The sequence below is a fragment of the Salmonella sp. K21076 genome (assembly GCF_039650795.1).
Classification (GTDB): domain Bacteria; phylum Pseudomonadota; class Gammaproteobacteria; order Enterobacterales; family Enterobacteriaceae; genus Salmonella; species Salmonella enterica.
Genome location: NZ_JBCLYA010000046.1, coordinates 46,285 through 62,885, shown reverse-complemented (window position 1 = coordinate 62,885; position 16,601 = coordinate 46,285). Strand labels below are relative to the sequence as shown.

The window sequence follows — 16,601 nt, the reverse complement described above, 5'->3', positions numbered from 1 at the left end:
GGCAATACCGGGAGAATTATTCAATGGGCAGAGAGGTGGTGTACTTAATCTGTTCCATCGCAAAACTGGAGGTGACGTCTGACAGTCCTGGGACGCTATTGACCAGACGTTTATAGAAGTCGTCATACCGCTTCATGTCGGCCACCTGAACTCGCATCAGATAGTCGTACTCCCCCGCCATCCGCCAGAAGCCAAGCACTTCCGGCATCTCAGAGACGACGGTCACGAACCGACAGTACCATTCACTGCTGTGGTGCTGCGTTTTTATCAACACAAAAGCGGTTAACCCCAGCCCCAGTTTTTCCGGGTCCAGCAGCGCAACCCTGCCAAGCAGGATACCGTCATCTTCCAGGCGTTTAAGCCGCTTCCAGCAAGGCGTTGTCGTCAGATTAACGGCATCCGCCAGCGCCTGCAAAGAGAGGGTACAGTCCTGCTGCAATAAGCAAAGCAGTTTACGGTCAATTTTATCTAACATACCCACTCCATAGAGAATATTTTTCTCCTTACATTGTAATTTAAAGGTCAAATAGCAACAATTTTTTCCGTACTTTTCGCTACTCTTGGCACAAAATGATAAATGGATATTAATGATGAGTAGCAATTGGGTTAAAAATGCCATTAATGAAATTAACGCTGACCACCAGCGCTCAGCGGATACGCATCTTATTCGTTTGCCCCTGTCGGCATTTCCAGGTATCCAGCTTTACCTGAAAGACGAAAGCACGCATCCCACCGGTAGCCTCAAGCATCGTCTGGCGCGCTCGCTGTTCCTTTATGGGTTGTGCAATGGCTGGATTAAAGAAGACACTCCGATTATTGAAGCGTCATCAGGCTCAACGGCGATTTCCGAAGCCTGGTTCGCGCGTTTACTGGGACTGCCGTTCATCGCCGCCATGCCCGCCTGTACCGCAAAACGTAAAATCGAACAGATTCAATTTTACGGCGGCCACTGTCATTTTGTGGAGAGCGCCTGCGAAATTTATGCCGCCTCCGAGCGGCTGGCGCATGAACTGAACGGTCACTATATGGACCAGTTTACCTACGCAGAACGAGCTACCGACTGGCGGGGCAACAATAATATTGCCGACAGTATTTTCCGCCAGATGCGCAACGAACCCCATCCGGTACCGCGATTTATCGTCATGAGCGCCGGAACGGGCGGAACCTCTGCGACGATTGGGCGCTATATTCGCTGCCAGGGCTATGATACTCAGCTCATGGTGGTGGATCCGGAAAATTCTGTCTTTTTACCTTACTGGCAGGATCGCGACGCTTCATTACGCAGCCCGGTAGGCAGTAAAATTGAAGGAATTGGTCGTCCGCGAGTAGAGCCTTCTTTTATTCCGGATGTCGTGGATGAGATGCTGCGCGTGCCGGACGCCGCCAGCGTTGCCACCGCACACTGGCTGGAAACGCAGCTAGGCCGTAAAGTCGGCGCCTCTACCGGCACGAATATGTGGGGAGCGCTGCAGCTAGCGGCCCGGATGCGCGAGGCTGGAGAAACCGGCGCTATCGTGACGTTATTGTGCGATAGCGGCGATCGCTATCTGGATACCTATTACCATCCGGCCTGGGTTAGCGACCATATCGGCGATTTGACGCCGTGGTCAGCGGCCATCGCAAAATTACTTACCGGCGACTAGAAACCAAATAAATATCCTCCGGCATAGCCGGAGGTTTTTCTGATGCGCCTGTAAGGCTCTCTTACCAGCCGCGCCCTAACAGGCGCATACGATCTGACATTTGCATCAAACTTCGTTACTTACGGCCCGTAAACAGGCTGCCCGGATACGGGATCGATAATTGCTCACCCATTTTATCCTCTTCAAGCTGGTGCTTTATGTAGTCCTGTATCTTCGCCGTATTCTTACCCACCGTATCGACATAGTACCCTCTGCACCAGAACTCCCTGTTCCTGTATTTGAATTTTAGATCCCCAAACTGCTCGTAAAGCATCAGACTACTTTTACCCTTCAGATATCCCATGAAACTCGACACACTCATCTTCGTCGGGATCTCCAGAAGCATGTGAATATGATCTGCACAACATTCTGCTTCCAGAATTCGTACGTTTTTCCATTCACACAATTTTCTTAATATGCTGCCTACTGCCCTACGCTTCTCTCCATAGAACGCTTGTCTTCGGTATTTGGGCGCGAAAACTATGTGATATTTACAGTTCCATCGGGTGTGCGCTAAGCTCTTTTCGTCCCTCATTGGGACCCCCTTTTGATTTCTTGTTGAACTTTTGCAGTTGCCAGACCGCAAGATGTTTTAACAAATCAAAAGGGGTTTTAATAACTGGCTTAAAGCTGAAAGCTTTCCGGAACCCCCAGCCTAGTTGGGGGTTTTCCATAGACAAAAAAAGCCAGACTGAATGTTTGGCTTGCTGGAAGAGATCTCTCATTCGGGGGAATAAGGTAGATGCGGATTGTCCAGCCAATGCGTCAAAAAGTGTGATACCGCTTGATTACCACAATGTCCGATAACCGAAAGGTGTGGCAGCGCGGCGATAAGCTGCGGCATGGCATTGCCCATAATGAGCCCCCGCCCGACGCTGCCCAGCATTTCCCGATCGTTCATCGCGTCGCCAAACGCCATGCAATCTGCCAGTGAAAGCCCTAAATGGTTGCTCAATACCGCCAGCGCCGATCCTTTATTGCACCCCAGCGGTAGCACTTCCAGGCAGTCGACGGCAGAGAAACAGAGGTGCGCGCGTTCTTCCAGCGCCTCATTGAGCTGAATGCGCAAACGGATCAGATCGTCATGATCGCCGCAAAAACAGATCTTCGTCACCTGATGGGCCGGAATACTTTTTATATCGATAACCTGATAACGAAAGCCGCTGTAGACGTGCGCCTGGAGTAGCGCGGGGATCTCCTGGCCTGTAAACCAGCCGTTGTCATTAAACACATGCATACTGGCTCGGGTATCCCAGGCATGGTGCATCACCGTATCGGCAACCTGAGGATCGAGATCCTGACGATGCAGCACGTCGCCTTCCAGCGAGTGAATTCGCGTCCCGTTACCGGTAATAAGATAAGCATCCAGTGAAAGCGTCCCCAGAATATGCCGCATCTCCAGCACGTGACGACCCGTAGCGAATGTCAGAGTGATATCGCGTTCGCGCAGACGCGACAGCGTGGCGATCGTTTCTCTACCCAAATGGTGATCGGGCATTAATAACGTGCCATCCATATCAAATGCTGCCAGACGGGCCATCTCTTTCTCCACACTGTAACGCGGTTAACTTGTTGTTCAGTATTACCTGAGATATACGGAAGTAATAGTGAACAGATAAAAGGAAGTGTTCCGGGTTTTATGAGGCTACTGAATCGGCTTAATCAATATCAACGCCTCTGGCAGCCTTCCGCCGGGGAAACGCAACATGTCACCGTTAGCGAACTGGCCGAACGCTGTTTTTGTAGCGAGCGCCATCTGCGAACGCTGCTGCGTCAGGCCCAGCAGGCGGGTTGGCTAAGATGGGAGGCGCAGTCCGGGCGCGGGAAACGTGGACGGCTCCAGTTTCTGGTCACGCCGGAATCGCTCCGCACCGCCATGATGGAACAGGCGCTGGAAAAAGGGCAGCAGCTCAACGTACTGGAACTGGCGCAGCTGGCGCCTGGCGAGTTACGGGCGATGCTCCAGCCTTTTATGGGCGGCCAATGGCAAAACGATACGCCAACATTGCGTATTCCCTACTATCGTCCGCTTGATCCGCTGCAGCCGGGTTTCCTGCCAGGACGCGCGGAACAGCATCTCGCAGGGCAAGTTTTTTCCGGGTTAACGCGCTTCGATCGCGATAGCCAATATCCTTGCGGGGATTTGGCGCATCACTGGAAGGTTTCCGCCGACGGTTTACGCTGGGATTTTTATATTCGCTCCACGCTGCACTGGCATAATGGCGATGCGGTGGATACCGCGCAGTTACACGAACGCCTGGAAAGGCTGCTTACCCTACCGGCGCTAAGCAAATTGTTTATTAGCGTCGCACGGATCGAAGTAACGCATCCTCAGTGCCTGACCTTTCTCCTTCACCGACCTGATTACTGGCTGGCGCATCGTCTGGCGAGCTATTGTAGCGGTCTGGCGCATCCTGACCTGCCGCTTATCGGCACCGGTCCTTTTCGCCTGGCGTTGTTCACGCCGGAACTGGTGCGTCTGGAAAGTCATGACCATTATCACCTCAGCCATCCGCTGCTGAAAGCGATTGAATTCTGGATCACCCCGCAACTGTTTGCCCAGGATCTGGGCACCAGTTGCCGCCATCCGGTGCAGATTGCCATCGGCAAACCGGAAGAGCTGGCGACGCTGAGTCAGGTAAGTAGTGGTATCAGTCTTGGCTTTTGTTATTTAACCCTCAAAAAGGGCTCACGGCTCAACGTACAGCAGGCGCGGCGTCTGATACATATTATCCATCATACTTCGCTGCTGAAAACCTTACCGGTAGATGAGAACTTGATTATGCCAAGTCAGGGGCTGCTACCCGGCTGGACAATCCCGCAATGGCAGGACGTTGATGAAACACCATTGCCGAAAAAACTTACCCTGGCGTATCACCTTCCCGTAGAGCTGCATACGATGGCGGAACAGCTTCGACATTACCTGGCGACGCTCGGCTGTGAGTTAACGTTGATTTTTCATAATGCCAAAAACTGGAATAACTGCCCTGCGTTGGCGCAAGCGGATCTGATGATGGGCGACAGGCTGATCGGCGAAGCGCCGGAATATACGCTGGAGCAGTGGCTACGTTGCGATCAGATCTGGTCACATGTCCTGGACGCGCCTGCGTTTTCCCATCTGCAGGCTACGCTTGACGCTCTGCAAATTCAGCCCAATGAAAAAGATCGCCGCGCCGCGCTACAACAAGTTTTTGCCAACCTGATGGATGACGCCACACTTACGCCGCTGTTTAATTATCACTATCGCATCAGCGCCCCACCGGGCGTTAACGGCGTTCGACTCACCCCTCGCGGCTGGTTTGAATTTAGCGAAGCCTGGCTTCCGCCGCCTTCGCCGTGAAGAAGCTGGTCGGGATTATCCGTACGCGTTACCATATTGGCTTTCGTCATTGATCAGGATAACTATGAAACGCGCCGTTGTTGTATTTAGTGGAGGTCAGGACTCCACCACTTGTCTGGCGCAAGCGCGGCATCAGTATGATGAAGTGCATTGTGTCACGTTTGATTATGGTCAGCGCCACCGCGCAGAGATTGATGTTGCGCGCGCACTGGCGTTAAAACTTGGCGCACGCGCGCATAAAGTGCTGGATGTCACTTTGCTGAACGAACTGGCGGTCAGCAGCCTGACGCGGGATAGCATTCCGGTGCCGGACTATGAACCGAACGCTGACGGTATCCCCAACACTTTCGTACCGGGACGCAATATTCTCTTTCTGACGCTGGCGGCGATTTACGCTTATCAGGTCAAAGCCGAGGCGGTGATCACCGGCGTTTGCGAGACCGATTTTTCCGGCTATCCAGACTGTCGCGATGAGTTCGTCAAAGCGCTGAATCACGCGGTGAATCTGGGCATGGCGAAAGATATCCGTTTCGAAACGCCCCTAATGTGGATTGATAAAGCTGAAACCTGGGCGCTGGCCGATTATTGGGGCCAACTGGATTTAGTTCGCGAAGAGACGCTGACCTGCTATAACGGCATTAAAGGCGATGGCTGTGGTCATTGCGCAGCCTGTAATCTGCGCGCTAACGGCCTGAATCATTATCTGTCGAATAAAGCGGCGGTGATGGCGGCAATGAAGCAAAAAACCGGGTTAAGGTGATTGTTTTGCCGGATGGCGGCGCACGCACCTTATCCGTGCCTGGCGATATGCACCATGGTCAATATCGCCAGGCCGGACAAGTTCAACGCCATCAGACAGCGAGGCGTTATTGCACCATCTGTTCCAGCTTTTCACGCAATTCGCCTTCCAGCGGCAGCGCTTTTTGCGTTTTTAAATCAATACAAACAAACGTGATGAGCGCATCGGCCACCACCTGCCCTTCTGGCTCCAGCGTAATCGTCTGGCTTAATACGCCGCTTTTACCGTTAAGCTGTTGTACCTGGCTGGTCACGGTCAGTAGATCGCTCAATACCGCCGGGCGACGGTAATTTATATTGATGTTTACCACCACAAAGGCAATATTGCGGGCCGTCATCCACTGAAAGCTGTCGCTGTTTTCCAGCCCATCCCAACGGGCCTCTTCCAGAAATTCCAGATAGCGGGCATTATTAACATGTTGATAAACATCAAGATGATATCCACGAACTTTGATTTGTGTTTGCATAGCGCAATAACCTTACGTTGTTGTTATAAGTAAGCGACAAGTACAGAGGTCATAACTGGTATGACCTCTACAGTCTGGCAAATTTTGGCCACTGTGCAAGTGATTACAATGTTAAAACTGCCAGATTACGCTCCACCAGCGCGCTTCCCATTCCCGGCACCTGCTTTAAATCATCCACCGTTTTAAAAGGACCATACTCCTCCCGATAGCTCACAATAGCCTGCGCTTTTTTCAGCCCAACGCCGTTCATCACCCGCGCCAGATCCTCCGCAGACGCGGTATTAATGCTCACCCTAGTACCTTCATCATCGCTGGCTTTAGCAGGTAATGCCGCTTTGGCGGAGGATGAAGAAGGCGTATCCGCTTTTGTTTCCACCGCTGCATTTTTTGCGACAGGCGTCGCCGCCAGCGCGCTATGGGCCATGCCCGCGCAGGTTAAAGAAAGCGTAATAAGCAGTGCTTTAATTCCGTGTTTCATACTGTTTTCTCCTTGTTTGTTAACAGTGCAGCCACGATAGCGGGGCGGAGAAAAACGAACAAATGGCAATTCTCAGAAATGGAAAAGGCCGCGAAAGCGGCCTTTGTGGGATACAACGTTTTGCAATTTTTTGCGAAGCGCCTCGACGATTACTGCTGTTCCAGAGCGTCGCCGATTTTGATTTTCGCCTCTTTACGCAGATTGCTCATCAGCGCCTCAAAGACAATTTGCGCATTGTTCTGCGTGATGCCCTGCACCATCGCTTTTTTCTGCGCTTCCGGCATGGCGCCCGCTTTCACCTCGTCAAACGCCAGCAGAACGACGTTACCCTGCATATCGTTCGCCACGCCATAAACTGGCTTATCTTTCGTCGGAAGGCTTAACGCAAAGGCCGCCTGACTCACCGGATCCTGACTGGTACGACTTAACGTTTTAGGCTCGCCAAAACTCAGACCCGCCGCTTTCATCGCTTCCGCGCCTTTGCCCGCTTTCAGCTCGACCAGCAGTTTTTCCGCATCCAGCTTCGCCTGTTGTTCCGCTTTGTTATGCTTCACCAGGGCAGTGACCTGTTCTTTCACTTCTGCCAACGGCTTCACGGCTTCAGGTTTATGTTCGCTCACGCGCACAACAAAAGCCCGGTCGCCATCTACGGTGATAATGTCTGAATTCGGCCCCGGCGTACCGTTTTCGCCTACCAGACCGCCATTAAAGATAGCATCGGCTACCGGTTTGAAGTTCAGCTCTTCCGGTAAGGTGTCACGGCTAAACCAGCCGGTTTCAACGGCTTTTACGCCAGCGACCTGTTCAGCGCCTGCTAACGACTCATTGTCGTTGCTTGCCGCATCGCTCACCTTCTGCTGCAACGCATAGTAAGCATCCAGCGCTTTTTCCTGTTTCACTTTCGCGGCAATGTCGTCGCGAACCTCGCTTAACGGTTTCACTTTGGCAGGCTGAATATCATCCAGACGCGCCACCAGAAAACCGACAGACGACTTAATCACGCCAGATATCTGGCCTTTTTCTTTTAATCCGGCGTTTTTCAGTTCCGGCACCGTGGCAGACTCTTCCAGCCAGCCCATATCGCCGCCATTACGCGCAGAGATGATATCGGTAGATTTCTCTTTCGCCAGCGTGGCGAAATCTTCGCCCTTGTTCAGCGCATCCAGTACCGCTTTCGCATCATCTTCCGTTTTGGTCTGAATAATGCTGTAACGAATGCGCTCCGGCTGAGTAAACTGATCTACATGCTGGTCATAATAGGCCTGAATATCCGCATCGCTGACCGGTGCCTGCATCGTCGCGGCATCCAGCTTGATATAGCTTACGCGGAACTGTTCCGGCGTCATAAAGCGGACTTTATTCTGATCGTAGTAGCTGGACACTTCCTGATCGGTCACCTGCTGCTTCGCCGCCAGCGCGTTGACATCAATAACGGCTTCACGCACCACGCGCTGTTGAGAGACTAATGCCGCCAGTTCGTCGGTTTCCCCTTTCAGCATAAAATCAGTACCGGCCACGCCGTTGATCAGTTGCTGAGTGGTAAGCTGGTTACGCAGCGCCTGAGTATACTGATCGGCCGTCATTCCCATCTGATTCACAATCGCGTTATAGCGGTTGTTGTCAAACTTACCGTCCACCTGAAAAGCGGGAGTGGCGAAAATCGCCTGCTTTACCTGCTCATCGCTGATGCCCAGTTTCAGTTCGCGGGAATATTGATCCAACAGCGCTTCATCTATCAGACGATTCAGCACCTGCTGGCGCAGGCTTTTCATATAACCTTCGTTGGCCGCCAGTTCAGAATACCTGTCGCCCAACTGCTGCTGCATACGGTTACGTTCGTTGTTAAACGCATTCTCAAACTGTGCCCGGCTGATTTCCTGGCCATTCACTTTTGCGGCGTAGTTATTGCTTCCGCCAATCAGGTAACCACTAACGCCGGTCAAAATGAACGACACGATAATGATAACGAAAATAATCTTGAGCACGAGACTGTTTGCAGCCGTGCGTAAGCTGTCCATCATGGTGTAACCACACTCCGCTGTAGGTGACTTTACACTTTATCTTTCAGGCGGCTTCTCTGCTGGCTACTGAGTGCTTCGCTCAGTAGCCGCGTCGACGCAACCTGAATGATTTGCGTATATAGACTTCACGCGCATCGCATTTTCTGAACGCGGCGCACAAAAGCCTATTGTGACAAGAAACGAGGGCAATTGTCAGCCCGCAACGCACAGAAAGTCCCGAATCGCCAATAAAAAAGGCACATCAGTTGATGCGCCCTTGTACTTTGTCACATCCCCCGAGGGGATCACGCTTAGTTTACCGCGTCTTTCAGCGCTTTACCTGCACGGAAACTCGGCACTTTGGCAGCGGCGATGGTGATCTCTTTACCTGTTTGCGGGTTGCGACCAGTACGGGCAGCACGCTCTTTAACAGCAAAAGTACCAAAGCCTACCAGTGCAACGTCATCCCCTTCTTTCAGAGATTCGGTAACAGAAGCAATAATCGCATCTAACGCACGTCCAGCCGCAGCCTTAGAGATATCAGCCCCTGCAGCAATTTTTTCGATCAGTTGAGATTTATTCACTCTTCTCTTCCTCTTTATAATTTATATCGCACCTGAATCCTTCGAAGTACGACCGCGCAGCAGTTATATCAGGCCTGCCACGCCCTTACAACACCCGTTAATGGTGGCAGACCCAATCAACCATCTAAATTAGCTATACAAAAAAAGGCTGGCAAGTCCGAAATAGCCTGCCAGCCCTGTTTTTATTAGCGCTATTTGCGCGAGGTCACTATTTTGCGGTTACAACCTGCATTCCAGACGGTTCGTTTTGCAGAGCAAGCGTCAGAACTTCCTCAATGCGCTTCACAGGATGAATATCCAGATCGGCAATCACGTTGTCCGGAATTTCCTCCAGATCACGTTTATTTTCGAATGGAATTAAGACCGTTTTAATCCCGCCGCGATGCGCCGCCAACAGTTTTTCTTTCAGGCCGCCGATCGGCAACACCTGACCACGCAGCGTGATCTCACCGGTCATTGCCACATCTGCGCGCACCGGATTACCGGTCAGGCAGGAAACCAGCGCGGTACACATCGCGATACCGGCGCTTGGACCGTCTTTCGGCGTTGCGCCTTCCGGCACGTGAACGTGGATATCGCGTTTTTCGTAAAAGTCCGGATTAATACCCAGTTTTTCCGCGCGCGCGCGCACCACGGTCAGCGCCGCCTGAATAGATTCCTGCATCACTTCACCGAGCGAGCCGGTGTAGGTCAGCTTGCCTTTGCCCGGTACGCAGGCGGTTTCGATGGTCAACAGATCGCCGCCCACTTCCGTCCACGCCAGCCCCGTCACCTGACCCACGCGGTTTTCGCTATCCGCGCGGCCATAATCAAAGCGCTGCACACCGAGGTAGTCGTGCAGATTATCGCCGTTAATTTCAATATGTTTTAACGACTTATCGAGCAACAGTTGTTTAACCGCTTTACGGCACAGTTTGGAGATTTCACGCTCCAGACTACGAACGCCCGCTTCACGCGTGTAATAGCGGATAATACCGATAATCGCGCTATCGTCGACCGTCAGTTCGCCTTTCTTCAGCGCGTTACGCTCGATCTGCTTCGGCAGCAGGTGACGTTTAGCAATATTCAGCTTCTCGTCTTCGGTATAACCGGACAGACGGATCACTTCCATACGATCCAGCAGCGGCGCCGGAATGTTCATGGAGTTGGAGGTGGCGACGAACATCACATCGCTGAGATCGTAATCCACTTCCAGGTAATGATCGCTGAACGCCACGTTCTGCTCCGGGTCCAGCACCTCAAGCAGTGCGGAAGCCGGATCGCCGCGCATGTCCGAGGACATTTTGTCGATCTCATCGAGCAGGAATAGTGGGTTTTTAACCCCCACTTTGGCCATTTTTTGGATCAGTTTACCCGGCATAGAGCCAATGTAAGTCCGGCGATGACCGCGGATTTCCGCTTCATCACGCACGCCGCCCAGCGCCATACGGACGTATTTACGCCCTGTGGCTTTAGCGATGGACTGGCCCAACGAGGTTTTACCTACCCCCGGCGGCCCCACCAGACACAGGATCGGCCCCTTGATTTTATTTACACGGCTTTGTACCGCGAGATACTCAAGGATGCGGTCTTTCACACGCTCCAGACCATAATGGTCAGTATCGAGGATTTCCTGCGCCTGACGCAGGTCTTTTTTGACCTTGCTACGCGCATTCCACGGCACCTGCACCATCCAGTCGATGTAGCCGCGCACCACGGTCGCTTCCGCCGACATCGGAGACATCATTTTCAGCTTCTGCAGTTCCGCTTCCGCTTTCTCTTTCGCCTCTTTCGGCATTTTCGCCGCGTCGATCTTACGCTTCAGCGCTTCGTTTTCGTCCGGCGCGTCGTCCATCTCGCCAAGTTCTTTCTGAATCGCTTTCATTTGCTCGTTCAGATAGTACTCGCGCTGGGATTTCTCCATCTGCTTTTTCACGCGGTTGCGAATGCGTTTCTCAACCTGCAGCAGATCGATTTCAGATTCCATCATCGCCATCAGATATTCCAGACGTTCGTTAACGTCGGACATCTCCAGTACGGACTGTTTATCCGCCAGTTTCAGCGGCATATGCGCGGCGATGGTGTCAGCCAGACGTGCAGGGTCGTCAATGCTATTGAGTGACGTCAGCACTTCCGGCGGAATTTTTTTGTTCAGCTTGATGTAGCCTTCGAACTGGCTGATAGCGGTACGCACCAGCACTTCTTGTTCACGCTCATCAATGGCTGGCGAATCAAGGTACTCCGCCTTCGCGGAGAAATGTTCGCCGTTGTCAGACAGCGCGGAAATACGCGCGCGCTGTAACCCCTCAACCAGCACTTTTACGGTGCCGTCAGGCAGTTTCAGCATCTGCAAAATAGAGGCCACGGTCCCGACGGTGAAAAGATCGTTTACACCCGGCTCATCCGTTGATGCTTCCTTCTGGGCGACCAGCATGATTTTTTTATCATGGTCCATAGCCGCTTCCAGACAACGGATAGATTTTTCCCGCCCTACAAATAAGGGTATGACCATGTGCGGATAAACCACCACATCGCGCAAGGGCAATACGGGGATTTCAATGCGTTCAGAACGCTCAGGATTCATAGAGCTCTCTCTTAGTTTAGTGTCCGCCAGGTAATCAGATAGTATAGCTGTGCTCCATACCACCTATAACATGTACGTCAGTATATGGGGATGTTTCCCACACATTCAACGGCGTGTTTACAGGAAAAACGAAAGGGGAGATAAAATCCCCCCTTTTTTGGCTAACTGATTGTATGAATGTTTAATTATTCGCCAGAAGCCTGCGCTTCCGGTTTGCCGTAAATCAGCAACGGCTTACTCTGACCGGCAATAACGGACTCGTCAATCACCACTTTTTCGACGTCTTCCATAGATGGCAAATCGTACATGGTATCCAGCAGCGCCGCTTCGACGATAGAACGCAGGCCACGGGCACCAGTTTTACGCGCCATCGCTTTCCTGGCGATAGCGTTCAGCGCTTCGTCACGGAATTCCAGATCGACGCCTTCCAGGTTAAACAGCGCCTGATACTGCTTGGTCAGCGCATTTTTCGGCTCTTTCAGGATTTGAACCAGCGCTTCTTCGCTGAGTTCGTTCAGCGTCGCCACCACTGGCAGACGACCGATAAACTCAGGAATCAGACCAAATTTGATCAAATCTTCCGGTTCAACCTGCGACAACAGCTCGCCTTCACTGGCTTTGTCGGACTTCGCTTTCACCGTCGCGCCAAAACCAATGCCGGAGCCGGTTTCAACACGGTTAGCGATCACTTTATCCAGACCGGCAAACGCGCCGCCGCAGATAAACAGAATCTTAGAGGTATCTACCTGTAAGAACTCCTGCTGCGGATGTTTGCGACCGCCCTGCGGTGGAACCGCGGCGACGGTGCCTTCGATCAGTTTCAGCAACGCCTGCTGTACGCCTTCGCCGGAAACATCGCGGGTAATGGACGGATTGTCTGATTTACGCGAAATCTTATCGATTTCATCAATGTAGACAATCCCACGCTGCGCTTTTTGCACGTCGTAGTCGCATTTCTGCAACAGTTTCTGAATGATATTCTCGACGTCTTCCCCCACGTAACCCGCTTCGGTCAGCGTGGTCGCATCCGCCATAGTGAACGGCACATCCAGCAAGCGCGCCAGCGTTTCCGCCAGCAGCGTTTTACCGGAACCGGTCGGTCCAGTCAGCAGAATGTTGCTTTTGCCTAACTCGACGCCATTGCTGGTATCGCCGTTACGCAGACGCTTGTAGTGGTTATAGACCGCCACCGCCAGCACTTTTTTCGCCTGCTCCTGGCCGATAACGTAATCGTCCAGGTGAGTACGAATTTCATGCGGCGTCGGCAGCGCACTACGTTCACGGTGCGGAGCAACTTCTTTAATTTCTTCGCGAATAATGTCGTTACATAAATCGACGCATTCGTCGCAGATATACACGGATGGACCGGCAATCAGCTTGCGCACTTCATGCTGGCTTTTGCCGCAAAAAGAGCAGTACAACAATTTGCCCGAGCCATCTTTGCGTTTATCTGTCATGAGTCAAAACCTCTTCTTTGTTCTTTGTGCCGCACACGACGACGCAAATGCCATTCTCAGGCGCAAGCCGCTAATCAGCGTTGTGCCGCCCTTCATTAGTATATACACAAAATCATTCGAGCTACATCAAGGCGGCAACTCAGCGACTCCGCAGGCGCTTACATAAGTAAGTCACTGGGAGGCGCGCTGGCAACCAACACCGAGGTAGCGTGAAGGATGAAGTGTATAGCGGCACACTTGCGTCCAGGGCATCAATTACGATGGGTCAAAATTGAGTCAACCAAACCGTACTCTACCGCTTCAGGCGCGGAGAGGAAGCGATCGCGCTCAGTATCACGTTCAATCTGCTCAAGAGATTGACCCGTATGATGCGCCATAAGTTCATTCATGCGCCCTTTTACTTTCAAAATTTCGCGGGCGTGAATTTCAATATCCGTCGCCTGGCCCTGATAGCCGCCCAGCGGCTGGTGGATCATGACGCGAGAGTTCGGCAAGCAGAAACGTTTGCCTTTCGCCCCGGCAGTCAGCAGAAACGCCCCCATAGAGGCCGCCTGTCCCATACAAATGGTGCTGACGTCTGGCTTAATAAACTGCATGGTGTCATAGATGGACATCCCCGCAGTAATTACGCCGCCAGGAGAATTAATGTACAGATAGATATCTTTTTCCGGGTTTTCCGCTTCCAGGAACAGCATCTGCGCCACGATCAGGTTAGCCATATGGTCTTCGACCTGGCCGGTCAGAAATATGACGCGTTCCTTAAGTAGACGAGAATAGATATCAAAAGAGCGCTCACCGCGTGAGGTCTGTTCAATGACCATCGGCACCAGCGCCATATGAGGGGCCAAATTATCTCGTTCTCCGCTGTATGACATTTCCGTCTCCTGGATAAAAATTGAAAAAATCTGCTGTACTGATTGTAACCTGATGGACGGATTATCAGCCAGTCCCTCTGTAATGGGTACGGCATCGCCATAATTCAAGCATAACAATCTTTTGCTCTAACGCTAACACTGAAACGCGGTTTTCGCACCCTTACCACGCAAAATGCGTGACAAAAAAAACCCGTCACTGAAAGGTGACGGGTTTTTGTGCAAATTTCGTGCTTTTAACGCGAAAAATTACGCCTGCTGGTTCATCAGCTCATTGAAGGAAGTGGCTTTTTCAGACACTTTCGCTTTTGCCAGAACCGCTTCAACAGCCTGTTCTTCCAGAGCGACGTTACGCATATTGTCCATCAGCTCTTTATTTTTGCTGTAGAACTCAATCACTTCTTTCGGATCTTCGTAAGCAGAGGCCATCTCTTCGATCAGGCCTTTAACGCGTTCTTCGTCCGCTTTCAGCTCGTTGGTACGAATGACTTCGCCGAGCAGCAGACCGACAACTACACGACGCTTAGCCTGTTCTTCGAACAGTTCGCGCGGCAGCTCCAGAGCCTGTTTCTCGTTACCACCAAAACGCTGCGCAGCCTGACGACGCAGAACGTCGATTTCGCTGTCGATCAGCGCAGACGGTACGTCGATGTCGTTAGCTTTTACCAGACCTTCGATCGCCTGAGACTTAACGCGGTTACGCACCGCGCCTTTCAGCTCGCGTTCCATGTTTTTACGTACTTCAGCGCGCAGACCGGCTACGGAACCATCTTCAACGCCGAAACGTTTGATGAATTCTTCGGTCAGTTCCGGCAGTTCGCGTTCTTCAACTTTCTTCAGGTTGATAACGAACTTAGCCGCTTTACCTTTCAGGTTTTCAGCGTGGTACTCTTCCGGGAAGGTCACATCGATAGTGAACTCTTCGCCAGCTTTGTGGCCTTTAACGCCGTCTTCAAAGCCCGGAATCATACGACCCTGGCCCATCGCCAGAACGAAATCGGTCGCTTTGCCGCCTTCGAACTCTTCGCCGTCTACAGAGCCGGTGAAATCGATGGTCACGCGGTCTTCCGCATCCGCAGCGCCGTCTTTTTCTTTCCAGGTCGCCTGCTGCTTACGCAGGGTGTCCAGCATCACATCAACGTCAGCGTCGGTGACTTCAACAACCGGCTTTTCAACTTCGATGGATTCGAGGCCAGTCAGCTCAACTTCCGGATAGACTTCAAACTCGACGGAGTAAGTGAAGTCTTCACCCACTTTGTATTCGCCCGGAACATAGTTCGGCGCGCCTGCCGGGTTAATTTTTTCTTTGATGATCGCGTCAACGAAGTTGCGGCTCATCAGATCGCCCAGCACGTCCTGGCGAACAGAAGCGCCATAACGCTGAGCGACGATATTCATCGGTACTTTGCCTTTACGGAAGCCGTCAATACGTACTTTTTTCGCTACGTTGACCAGCTCGCTTTTTACAGCGGTCTCGATGCTGTCAGCAGCGATTGTAATCGTTACACGGCGGCCAAGGCCCTGAGTGGTTTCAACTGAAACTTGCATCTTGTTACCTCAAAAAATCACAGTGCTCGGTCAACTCTACTCCGCAAGCACGTGCTATTTGCTTCGCGGAACCGGGATGTTCTCATAATCAATCACATTCCCTGTCGTCAGAATCATCCCGAAGACGTTCATATATAAGACGGCGCATTATAGCGGCATCACTTTTGTGAGTCGAGAACGGTGATTGTGCGATGCTGCGGCGGTTTTCACAATTCTCGGCTAATTTTTGTCTGAATACTGTACGACACGCTCAAAATTCAGACAAAATAAAACGGCCCGCAGGCCGTTTTCACATAATTCTGTAGCAACATACTGGAAAAGCGGAGGTAGTTGCAAATCCGTTTTGCTACGCGATGCTTCCCGCGCCGCGACAAGGAGGCGACGCGAAGATAGTATCCTGCAATCCTTCCCACTCTTTGAGGGTATAAGTATGCAGTGCCAGCGCATGTACGGTTGTGGAAAGTTCCGCCGTTAACGTACCGTAAATCATCCGATGACGATTAAGAAAACGTTCGCCTGTAAAGCGATCGCTCACCAGCACGACCTTAAAATGGCTTTCCGATCCTGCTGGAACATTGTGACGATAGCTTTCATCCACAACTTCGAGAAACACGGGGTCGAACGCTGTCCTTAATTTTTCTTCTATTTGCTCACGTATCATCATGAAAATCTCCTCCGACAACGCTGTGATGTCACCCATCCCTTTAAATACTAGCCGCTTTTACCGTTTCCATTACAGCATGACAACAAAAATTTAGCTTTCGTCTGATTATTTCAGCCAAACGTATGAAGTTTACTGCCTTAATCATTCT

15 protein-coding genes are annotated in these 16,601 nt (G+C 51.8%); 3 read left to right on the top strand and 12 right to left on the bottom strand.

Annotation, left to right across the window (positions count from 1 at the left end; translation table 11 throughout):
• Window positions 1-16 precede the first annotated feature (16 nt).
• Window positions 17-475, bottom strand: a complete 459-nt coding sequence (decR, locus tag AAYN39_RS14240; protein WP_000884593.1) for a DNA-binding transcriptional regulator DecR — start codon at window positions 473-475, stop codon at window positions 17-19.
• A 112-nt stretch (window positions 476-587) separates the two neighbouring features.
• On the opposite strand from decR, the gene cdsH reads away from it, so the two are divergent.
• A complete protein-coding gene (gene cdsH, locus AAYN39_RS14235; RefSeq protein ID WP_000987843.1) occupies window positions 588-1,643 on the top strand; it encodes a cysteine desulfhydrase in 1,056 nt (351 codons plus the stop codon).
• A gap of 115 nt (window positions 1,644-1,758) precedes the next feature.
• Here cdsH and tnpA read toward each other — a convergent pair whose 3' ends face one another.
• Window positions 1,759-2,217: an IS200/IS605-like element IS200F family transposase gene (gene tnpA / locus AAYN39_RS14230; protein WP_010989125.1), complete on the bottom strand. Its 459-nt coding sequence runs from the start codon at window positions 2,215-2,217 to the stop codon at window positions 1,759-1,761.
• Between the two features lie 186 nt (window positions 2,218-2,403).
• On the bottom strand, window positions 2,404-3,222 hold the full coding sequence (cof, locus tag AAYN39_RS14225; RefSeq protein ID WP_000113040.1) for an HMP-PP phosphatase: 819 nt from the start codon (window positions 3,220-3,222) through the stop codon (window positions 2,404-2,406).
• A gap of 99 nt (window positions 3,223-3,321) precedes the next feature.
• On the opposite strand from cof, the gene AAYN39_RS14220 reads away from it, so the two are divergent.
• Together AAYN39_RS14220 and queC are read left to right on the top strand one after the other, a co-directional pair.
• Window positions 3,322-5,022: an SgrR family transcriptional regulator gene (locus AAYN39_RS14220; RefSeq protein ID WP_001238179.1), complete on the top strand. Its 1,701-nt coding sequence runs from the start codon at window positions 3,322-3,324 to the stop codon at window positions 5,020-5,022.
• A gap of 64 nt (window positions 5,023-5,086) precedes the next feature.
• The gene (gene queC, locus AAYN39_RS14215) at window positions 5,087-5,782 is read left to right on the top strand and encodes a 7-cyano-7-deazaguanine synthase QueC (RefSeq protein ID WP_000817201.1); all 696 of its coding nucleotides are present in this window, start codon (window positions 5,087-5,089) and stop codon (window positions 5,780-5,782) included.
• Between the two features lie 106 nt (window positions 5,783-5,888).
• Here the strand turns inward: queC and fadM are convergent, their stop codons facing one another.
• From fadM to bolA, 9 genes are all read right to left on the bottom strand, one after another.
• Window positions 5,889-6,287 carry a long-chain acyl-CoA thioesterase FadM gene (gene fadM, locus AAYN39_RS14210; RefSeq protein ID WP_001194543.1) on the bottom strand — a complete coding sequence of 133 codons (399 nt, stop codon included), beginning with the start codon at window positions 6,285-6,287 and terminating at the stop codon, window positions 5,889-5,891.
• Window positions 6,288-6,390: 103 nt separating this feature from the next.
• Window positions 6,391-6,765 (bottom strand): helix-hairpin-helix domain-containing protein, encoded by a 375-nt coding sequence (locus AAYN39_RS14205; protein ID WP_000680322.1) that lies wholly within the window; start codon window positions 6,763-6,765, stop codon window positions 6,391-6,393.
• Between the two features lie 149 nt (window positions 6,766-6,914).
• Window positions 6,915-8,786: a peptidylprolyl isomerase gene (ppiD, locus tag AAYN39_RS14200; RefSeq protein ID WP_000969436.1), complete on the bottom strand. Its 1,872-nt coding sequence runs from the start codon at window positions 8,784-8,786 to the stop codon at window positions 6,915-6,917.
• A gap of 290 nt (window positions 8,787-9,076) precedes the next feature.
• Complete coding sequence (gene hupB / locus AAYN39_RS14195; protein WP_254888479.1) at window positions 9,077-9,367, bottom strand: nucleoid-associated protein HU-beta; 291 nt, start codon at window positions 9,365-9,367, stop codon at window positions 9,077-9,079.
• Between the two features lie 190 nt (window positions 9,368-9,557).
• Window positions 9,558-11,912 carry an endopeptidase La gene (gene lon / locus AAYN39_RS14190; protein WP_001067728.1) on the bottom strand — a complete coding sequence of 785 codons (2,355 nt, stop codon included), beginning with the start codon at window positions 11,910-11,912 and terminating at the stop codon, window positions 9,558-9,560.
• A 185-nt stretch (window positions 11,913-12,097) separates the two neighbouring features.
• Complete coding sequence (clpX, locus tag AAYN39_RS14185) at window positions 12,098-13,369, bottom strand: ATP-dependent protease ATP-binding subunit ClpX (protein ID WP_000130316.1); 1,272 nt, start codon at window positions 13,367-13,369, stop codon at window positions 12,098-12,100.
• Between the two features lie 251 nt (window positions 13,370-13,620).
• Window positions 13,621-14,244 (bottom strand): ATP-dependent Clp endopeptidase proteolytic subunit ClpP, encoded by a 624-nt coding sequence (gene clpP / locus AAYN39_RS14180; RefSeq protein WP_000122257.1) that lies wholly within the window; start codon window positions 14,242-14,244, stop codon window positions 13,621-13,623.
• Window positions 14,245-14,490: 246 nt separating this feature from the next.
• Window positions 14,491-15,789 carry a trigger factor gene (gene tig / locus AAYN39_RS14175; RefSeq protein ID WP_001198406.1) on the bottom strand — a complete coding sequence of 433 codons (1,299 nt, stop codon included), beginning with the start codon at window positions 15,787-15,789 and terminating at the stop codon, window positions 14,491-14,493.
• A gap of 346 nt (window positions 15,790-16,135) precedes the next feature.
• On the bottom strand, window positions 16,136-16,453 hold the full coding sequence (gene bolA, locus AAYN39_RS14170) for a transcriptional regulator BolA (RefSeq protein ID WP_000973433.1): 318 nt from the start codon (window positions 16,451-16,453) through the stop codon (window positions 16,136-16,138).
• Window positions 16,454-16,601: the final 148 nt, after the last annotated feature.